Source organism: Sinomonas soli (assembly GCF_054782415.1).
Window position 1 is genome coordinate 263,612 of record NZ_BAAGSN010000013.1, and the last position, 8,625, is coordinate 272,236.

At 73.4% G+C, this 8,625-nt stretch carries 8 protein-coding genes; all 8 read left to right on the forward strand.

Annotation, left to right across the window (positions count from 1 at the left end):
* The first annotated feature begins 23 nt into the window (after positions 1-23).
* Entirely contained in the window at positions 24-1,166 is a 1,143-nt protein-coding gene (locus ACYVKZ_RS13260) for an adenosine deaminase (RefSeq protein WP_460992717.1), read from the forward strand.
* A gap of 41 nt (positions 1,167-1,207) precedes the next feature.
* Entirely contained in the window at positions 1,208-1,927 is a 720-nt protein-coding gene (locus ACYVKZ_RS13265) for a MazG nucleotide pyrophosphohydrolase domain-containing protein (RefSeq protein WP_460992718.1), read from the forward strand.
* A 139-nt stretch (positions 1,928-2,066) separates the two neighbouring features.
* Positions 2,067-3,347 (forward strand): phosphopyruvate hydratase, encoded by a 1,281-nt coding sequence (eno, locus tag ACYVKZ_RS13270; protein WP_460992719.1) that lies wholly within the window; start codon positions 2,067-2,069, stop codon positions 3,345-3,347.
* A 170-nt stretch (positions 3,348-3,517) separates the two neighbouring features.
* Positions 3,518-4,105 carry an FtsB family cell division protein gene (locus ACYVKZ_RS13275; RefSeq protein ID WP_460992720.1) on the forward strand — a complete coding sequence of 196 codons (588 nt, stop codon included), beginning with the start codon at positions 3,518-3,520 and terminating at the stop codon, positions 4,103-4,105.
* 92 nt (positions 4,106-4,197) lie between these two features.
* Positions 4,198-4,902, forward strand: a complete 705-nt coding sequence (locus ACYVKZ_RS13280) for a DUF501 domain-containing protein (RefSeq protein WP_460992721.1) — start codon at positions 4,198-4,200, stop codon at positions 4,900-4,902.
* On the forward strand, positions 4,899-5,861 hold the full coding sequence (locus ACYVKZ_RS13285) for a Ppx/GppA phosphatase family protein (protein WP_460992722.1): 963 nt from the start codon (positions 4,899-4,901) through the stop codon (positions 5,859-5,861). Before ACYVKZ_RS13280 ends, ACYVKZ_RS13285 begins: the two co-directional genes overlap by 4 nt.
* Complete coding sequence (locus ACYVKZ_RS13290) at positions 5,861-7,183, forward strand: S8 family peptidase (protein WP_460992733.1); 1,323 nt, start codon at positions 5,861-5,863, stop codon at positions 7,181-7,183. Before ACYVKZ_RS13285 ends, ACYVKZ_RS13290 begins: the two co-directional genes overlap by 1 nt.
* A gap of 34 nt (positions 7,184-7,217) precedes the next feature.
* Positions 7,218-8,625, forward strand: a 1,408-nt coding sequence (locus ACYVKZ_RS13295) for an NAD(P)/FAD-dependent oxidoreductase (protein ID WP_460992723.1), incomplete at its 3' end; no start/stop codon positions are given.

Consider the following 8,625-nt stretch of genomic DNA (forward strand, 5'->3'; position numbering starts at 1 on the left):
GCCGGCTTCAATAGAGTTGAGCCGTGACTGAGCCGAACATCGACGCCGCCCCGGACCTCTCCTTCGACCTCCGGGCGCTGCCCAAGGTCTCCCTCCACGACCACCTCGACGGCGGCCTGCGCCCCGCGACCATCATCGAGCTCGCCGCCGAGATCGGCCATGAGCTCCCGTCCACGGATCCCGTGGCCCTCGGGCAGTGGTTCCGCGACGCCGCGGACTCCGGCTCCCTGCCCCGGTACCTCGAGACGTTCGACCACACGATCGCCGTGATGCAGACCGCCCCGGCGCTGCGCCGCATCGCGAAGGAGTTCGTCGAGGACCTCGCGGACGACGGCGTGGTGTACGGCGAGGTGCGCTGGGCGCCCGAGCAGCACCTGACCGACGGCCTCACCCTCGACGAGGCCGTCGAGGCCGTCCAGGCCGGCCTCGAGGACGGCGTGGCCGCCGTCGAGGAGTCCGGCCGGGTCATCGCCGTCGGCCAGCTCGTCACGGCCATGCGCCACGCCGACAACTCCCAGGCCGTCGCCGAGCTCGCGGTGCGCCACCGGGACCGCGGCGCGGTCGGGTTCGACATCGCCGGGGCCGAGGACGGGTTCCCGCCCTCGCGCTTCGCCGAGGCCTTCACCTACCTCGCCCAGAACAACTTCCCGGCCACCGTCCACGCGGGGGAGGCCGCCGGCCTCGCGAGCATCCAGTCGGCCCTCGTCGACGGGCGCGCCCTCCGCCTCGGGCACGGCGTGCGCATCGCCGAGGACATCACGGTCGAATCGACCGACGAGGTCGACGAGGACGGCGTCCCGATCCTCGATGTGACGCTCGGGGAGCTGGCCGCCTGGGTCCGCGACCGGGGCATCCCGCTCGAGCTGTGCCCGTCGTCGAACCTCCAGACCGGCGCGATCGCCGCCTGGGGCGAGGACATCCTCGACCACCCGTTCGACATGCTCTACGAGCTCGGCTTCAACGTCACGGTCAACACCGACAACCGGCTCATGAGCGGTGTGACGCTCACGGACGAGTTCGAGCTCCTCGTCGAGGCGTTCGACTACGACCTCGACGACCTGCTCGAGATCACGCTCAACGCCGCCGAGGCCGCGTTCCTGCCGCTCGAGGACCGCGAGGACCTCGTCGAGTACATCAACGAGGCCTACGCGAACCTTGCCGAGTAGGCAGGGCCGGGTGACGCCGTCGGTGCGGCGGGAGGCGTGAGGTGAGTGCCGACGTCGACCGTCTCGTGGAGGTGGTGCGGCTCCTGCGCGAGCACTGCCTCTGGACGGCCGCGCTCACCCACGCCTCCCTTGTGACGTACCTGATCGAGGAGTCCTACGAGCTCGTCGAGGCCATCGAGGACGGCCAGCCCGAGGAGGAGCTGCGCGGCGAGCTCGCCGATGTGCTCCTGCAGGTGGTCCTGCACGCCGAGATTGCGCGGGAGCGCGGCGCGTTCGACCTCGACGGCGTCGCGGAGGCGCTCACGGCCAAGCTGGTGCGGCGCAACCGCCACGTCTTCACGCCCGACGGCGCGCTGCAGCCGGGCTTCCCCACGACGGTCGAGGAGATCATCGCCTCGTGGGACGAGGCCAAGCGCGAGGAGAAGGCCGCCGCCGGCGCGGGCAAGGACCCGGCGCACCGGCGCGAGGCCTCGCCGCGTCTCGTGGGCCCGGACGCGCTCGAGGGCCTGCCGCGGCACCTTCCCGCGCTCGCGCTCGCGCAGAAGGCGCTGGGACGGGCGGAGCGCCGGCGCGCCCTGGAAGGGGCAGCCGGCGCCGGCGGGACGACCGACGGCCCGACCTCGGCGTCCCACGGGGCGACCCCGGCGGGGTTCGCGACCGAGGAGGAGCTCGGGGACTTCCTGCTCGAGACGGTCCGCGCGGCGCGCGCCCTCGGCCTGGACGCCGAGCGCGCGCTCCGCGCTGCCGTCGGGCGCCTCTGAGCGGGTCCGCGGCCCCGTCACAGGTCGCGCCGCCGCGCGCGGGCCGGATAGTCTGGGGGCGACACCGTGCCTGCCCCGCGGATCGGCGCGGGCTGTGCCACCCAAGTCAGAGCCGTTCCATCCACCAAGGAGCACATCCATGGCCCTTATCGATGCCATCCACGCCCGCGAGATCCTCGACTCCCGGGGCAACCCCACGGTCGAGGTCGAGGTCCTGCTCAGCGACGGCTCGCTCGGCCGCGCCGCGGTCCCCTCGGGCGCCTCGACGGGCGAGTTCGAGGCCGTGGAGCGCCGTGACGGCGACAAGGGCCGCTACCAGGGCAAGGGCGTCCAGCAGGCCGTCGAGGCCGTCCTCGACCAGATCGCTCCGGCCCTGACGGGCTTCGACGCCACCGACCAGCGCGCGATCGACCAGACCATGATCGACCTCGACGGCACCGCCAACAAGGGCAACCTCGGCGCCAACGCGATCCTCGGCGTCTCCCTCGCCGTCGCCAACGCGGCCGCCGACTCCGCCAACCTGCCGCTGTACAAGTACCTCGGCGGCCCCAACGCGCACGTCCTGCCCGTGCCGCTCATGAACATCCTCAACGGCGGCTCGCACGCGGACTCCGACGTGGACATCCAGGAGTTCATGATCGCCCCGATCGGGGCCGAGACGTTCTCGGAGGGCCTCCGCTGGGGCGTCGAGGTCTACCACAACCTCAAGAGCGTGCTCAAGGAGAAGGGCCTCGCCACGGGCCTCGGCGACGAGGGCGGCTTCGCCCCGAACCTGCCCTCCAACCGCGCCGCGCTCGAGCTCATCACGGAGGCCATCCAGAAGGCCGGCTACACCCCGGGCAAGGACATCGCGCTCGCACTCGACGTCGCCTCCTCCGAGTTCTTCAAGGACGGCGCCTACCAGTTCGAGGGCAAGTCGCTCTCCGCGGCCGAGATGAGCGCCTACTACGCCGAGCTCGTCAAGGACTTCCCGCTCGTCTCCATCGAGGATCCGCTGGACGAGAACGACTGGGAGGGCTGGAAGATCCTCACCGAGGAGATCGGCGACAAGGTCCAGATCGTCGGCGACGACCTCTTCGTGACCAACCCCGAGCGACTCCAGCAGGGCATCGACGCCAAGACGGCCAACTCACTGCTCGTGAAGGTGAACCAGATCGGCTCGCTCACCGAGACGCTCGACGCCGTCTCGCTCGCCCAGCGCAGCGGCTACACCACCATCACCTCCCACCGCTCCGGCGAGACCGAGGACACGACCATCGCGGACATCTGCGTCGCGACCAACGCCGGCCAGATCAAGACCGGCGCCCCGGCCCGCTCCGAGCGCGTCGCGAAGTACAACCAGCTCCTGCGCATCGAGGAGGAGCTCGACGACGCCGCGCGCTACGCCGGCCGCAGCGCCTTCCCGCGCTTCAAGGGCTGACACCCTCCTCCCCGCCCGCAGCCGCCGGCCACCGGCACCGCGGGCAGCACCTGCGCGGAAACGCGCCCCGCGGCGGCTATCGTGGAATGACGATGGCCGCCGCGGCGCATCGGGCAGGTGCCGGCCCCCGCGGGCCGGCCGCACACAGGAGACCAACCCAAGGAGCTTCCATGGCGACGCGTCGACCGGCCGTGCCCCGCACGCCGGCCCCGAAGCGACCCTCGCCGGCCGCGCCCGCCGCCCCCGCGGAGCCGGCCCAGGACGCGGCGCCTGCTCCCAAGGCGGCCCCCAGGGCGCCCAAGGCTGCGGGCACCGCGAAGCGCCGGACCGGGCCGAAGGTCCCGCTCAAGACCCCGGTCTCCGTGGACAGCGCCCCGGTGCCGGCCCGGGCGTTCTCCGGCCGCATCATCGCCCTCGCCGTGGTCCTCGTCGCCATCACGATCATGCTCGCCCCGACCGTGCGCGTCTTCCTCGGCCAGCGGGCCGAGATCAGCTCCCTCCAGGCGGACATCGCCGCGAAGCACGCCGAGCAGGACACGCTCAAGCAGTCCATCGCCCGGTGGGAGGACCCCAACTACGTCAAGCAGCAGGCCCGCGACCGCATTAACATGGTCATGCCCGGCGAGACCTCGTACTGGGTCTTCGGCGAGGACGGCACCCCGGCCGCCGCGAGCAGCGGGACCCAGACCCCGGCGGCCGGCGACACGCCGTGGGCCCAGGGCTTCTGGGACGCATTCGTGCGGGCCGCGACCGACTGAGCCCGGCGCGGCGCCCGCGGTGCCGCCCCAGCGAGTAGGCGGCAGGGCGGCGTCGTGCGCGCCCCGACCAGACCAAGGACAGTGAGATCCCCGTGACCGAGACCCCCCAGCCGCCCGCCGACGCCCCGACGCCGGCGGACCTTGAGACCCTGAGCCGCCAGCTCGGGCGCCCGGTGCGCGACGTGGTCGCCATCCCGGCCCGCTGCGTGTGCGGGAACCCGCTCGTGGCTGCGACCGCTCCGCGGCTGTCCAACGGCACCCCGTTCCCCACCACCTTCTACCTGACCCATCCCGTCATCACCTCCGCCGTCTCGCGCCTCGAGGCCGCCGGGATGATGGCCGAGATGAACGACAGGCTGGTCGCCGATCCCGAGCTGGCCGCCGCGTACCGCCGGGCGCACGAGGCCTACCTCGCGGCGCGCGAGGAGATCGGCCGCCGCGCGGGCACCGGCCCCGTCCCGGAGATCGACGGCGTCTCCGCCGGCGGGATGCCGACCCGGGTCAAGTGCCTCCACGTGCTCGTGGGGCAGTCGCTCGCGCTCGGACCCGGGGTCAACCCGCTCGGCGACGAGGCGGTCGAGGGCATCTCGGCCTGGTGGACCCCCGACGCCTGCTACTGCACGGGAGCCTGGGACACCGAGGGGCAGGCCCCCGACCGGGACCTCTCACGCCACGGCCCGCAGGGCCTGCCCGCGATGACCGGTCGGCCCGCACCCGTCCGGCGGACGGACACCGCCGGCGACCCCGCCGGCGACCCCGCCGAGCGGGGGGACGCGGCAGGGGAGGACCGGGCATGAGGGTCGCGGGGATCGACTGCGGGACCAACTCGATCCGGCTCCTCGTCGCCGACGCCGCGCCCGGCCACGACGGCGCGCTCCGCCTCGCGGACGTCCACCGCGAGATGCGGGTCGTGCGGCTGGGCCAGGGCGTCGACGCCACCGGCATGCTCGCCCCCGAGGCGCTCGAGCGCACGTTCGCCGCAGCCGACGACTACGCCACCGCCGTCCGCGACCTCGGCGCCGAACGGGTCCGCTTCGTGGCCACCTCGGCCCTGCGGGACGCGCGCAACCGGGACGAGTTCGTCGCGGGGATCCGGGCGCGCTTCGGTGTCGATCCCGAGATCGTGCCCGGGACCGAGGAGGCCGCGCTGAGCTTCGCCGGCGCCGCGAGCGTCCTGCCGCTGGCCCCCGGCCGCCCCGTGCTCGTGGTGGACCTCGGCGGCGGCAGCACGGAGTTCGTCCTGGGCGACGCCGACGGGGTCCGGGCCGCGCGCTCGATCGACATGGGCTGTGTCCGCCTCACCGAACGGCACCTCCGCTCCGACCCGCCCACCCCCGAGCAGATCGCCGCGGCGGAGCGCGACGCCGACGCGGGCATCGACGAGGCGCTTGCCGACGTGCCCCTCGCCGAGGCCACCGCCGTGATCGGCGTCGCCGGCTCGATCACGACCATCACCGCGCACGCCCTCCGCCTGCCGGCCTACCAGCCCGACCGCATCCACGGCACCGAGCTGCCGCTCGGGCAGGTGGCCGAGGCCTGCACGTCGCTGCTGGGCCTGACCCACGCGCAGCGGGCAGAGCTGCCGTACATGCACCCCGGCCGCGTCGACGTGATCGGCGCCGGGGCGCTCGTGTGGCGCCGCATCCTCGGCCGGCTGTCCGGGCTCACGGACGGCCGCATCTCCACCGCCGTCACGAGCGAGCACGACATCCTCGACGGCATCGCCCTGAGCACCCTGACGAAGAAGACCACGTGATCCGACGCGCCACCGCACTGACCCTCTCCCTCCTCACCGCCCTCACCGCGGCCCTCCTCGGCCTCCTGCCGTCGGCGCCCGCCGCCCGGGCGGACAGCATCCGGGACCGCGAGTACTGGCTCGGCGAATACGGGATCGAGAAGGCCTGGGAGGTCTCCAAGGGAGCCGGCGTGAAGGTGGCCGTGATCGACAGCGGCATCGACGGCACGCATCCGGACCTGCACGGCGCGGTCGTGGGCGGCCACGACTCCTCCGGCGCGGGCTCACCTGACGGGCAGAAGCCGATCGGCGCGAAGCCCGAGCACGGCACGCTCGTGGCCACGATGCTCGCCGGCCGCGGCCACGGCCAGGACCCGGGCAAGGACGGCGTGGGCCCGGACGGGATCGTGGGCGTGGCCCCCGAGGCGCAGCTCCTCTCGGCCTCGACCTGGCTCGGCTCGCCGAACCCGGCCGGCATCTCCGACCAGGCGCAGATCCCGGACGCCGTGCGCTGGGCCGTGGACCAGGGCGCCAAGGTCATCAACATCTCCCTCGGCAGCTCCTCGCCCGTCTGGCCCGAGAGCTGGGACTCGGCGTTCCTCTACGCCGAACAGCACGACGTCGTGATCGTCGCCGCTGCCGGGAACCGCGTGGGCGGCAACATCCAGGTCGGCGCCCCCGCCACGATCCCGGGCGTCCTCACCGTCGCGGGCCTGGACCGCCAGCGGAAGGCAAGCGTCGACTCCTCGTCCCAGGGCATCAGCATCGGCGTGGCCGCGCCGGCGGAGGAACTCGCCGGCGGCCTGCCCGGGGGCCAGTACGCGGAGTGGGCCGGCACCTCCGGGGCCGCGCCGATCGTCGCGGGGGTGGCTGCGCTCATCCGCTCGAAGTGGCCCGACATGAGCGCGGCCCAGGTCATCAACAGGATCGTCTCGACCGCGAAGGACGCCGGCGCGCCGGGGCCGGACCCGATCTACGGCCGCGGCATCCTCGACGCCGAGGCCGCGCTGAAGGCGGACGTGCCGGTCACCGCCGTCAACCCCCTCGGCTCGATCGCCGACTGGATCAGGGTCCACCGCAAGGGCACGGGCACCGCCCCCGCCGCCCCGAACGAGACGGCCGCCCCGACGGCCCCGGCCCAGGCCGTGGCCGAGCCGCCCGTGCCCACGCCCCGCCCAGATACCGTCGAGAGCCCGTGGCCCGCCCTGACGGTGGTCCTCTCGGCGGTCCTCGTGCTCGGCGTCGCCGCCGGCGGCAGCCTCCACGTCTGGCGCCGCTCGGCCCGGGTGCGGGCCGACGGCGCGGCCCCGGTCACGGCCGAGGAGCCACGCCCCCAGAGCTAGTGAATATTTTCACAAACTGCGCTACGCTTGGTCCATGCCTTCCTCCCTGCAGCTTGTCGATCGCCCCCGCGTCCTCGTCGTCGGCGGCGGCTACGTCGGCCTCTACGTGGCCCTGAACCTCCAGAAGAAGATCGCCTCGGCCGGCGGCATCGTCACGGTCGTCGATCCGAACCCGTACATGACGTACCAGCCGTTCCTGCCCGAGGTGGCCGGCGGCAACATCGAGGCGCGCCACGCCGTCGTCTCCCTGCGAGAGCACCTCAAGGACAGCGAGGTCATCCAGGGCTCGGTCACGAGCATCGACCACGAGGCCCGCAAGGCCGTCGTGGAGCTCCCGGGCGACCAGGGCACGGTCGAGGTCCCCTATGTCGACGTGGTCCTCGGCGCCGGCGCCATCACGCGGACGTTCCCGATCCCGGGCCTCGCCGAGGCCGGCATCGGCAACAAGACCATCGAGGAGGCCATCGCCCTCCGCAACCAGGTCATCGAGCGCATCGAGTTCGCCTCGACCGCCACGGACCCCGCCGAGCGCCGGCGCGCCCTGACCTTCGTGGTCGTGGGCGGCGGCTTTGCCGGCATCGAGACGATCGCCGAGATGGAGGACCTCGCCCGCGAGGCCGTCCGCAACAACGGCCGCCTCAGCCAGGACGAGGTTCGCTTCGTGCTCGTCGAGGCCATGGGCCGCATCATGCCCGAGGTCACCGCCGAGCAGGCCGACTGGGTCGTGGGCCACCTGAAGGGCCGCGGCATCGAGGTGCTCCTGAACACCTCCCTCGCCAACGCCGAGGGCTCCCTCAAGCTCATCAACATGCCGGACAAGACCCCGGCGGACGAGTTCGAGGCGGACACTCTCGTCTGGACCGCCGGCGTGCAGGCCAACCCGATGGTCCGCGCCACGGGCTTCCCGCTCGAGCCGCGCGGCCGCGTCCGCGTCCTCCCGGACCTGCGCATCGCCGGTGACGAGGGCATCATCGAGAACGCCTGGGCCGCCGGCGACATCGCCGCGGTGCCCGACCTGACCGGCAAGGGCCTCCCGGACGGCACCTGCGTGCCCAACGCCCAGCACGCCCTGCGCCAGGCCAAGGTCCTCGCGAACAACCTGTGGGCCAACCGCTGGGACAAGCCGCTGACGGACTACAAGCACAAGAACCTCGGCGCCGTGGCCGGCTTCGGGCCCTGGAAGGGCGTCGCGAACATCAACCTGTTCGGCCGGATCGGGCTCAAGGGCCCGCTCGCGTGGCTTGCCCACCGTGGCTACCACGGCCTCGCGATCCCGACGGCGGAGCGCAAGTTCCGCGTGCTCCTCGACTGGTTCTCCTCGCTCTTCGCCGGCCGCGACACGACCCCGCTCCAGGGCCTCGAGAACCCGCGCGCCGCGTTCGAGAGCGCGGCCCGGCCCGCCCCGAAGCCCGCCCCGGCGCCGAAGGCCCAGGACGCCGGCG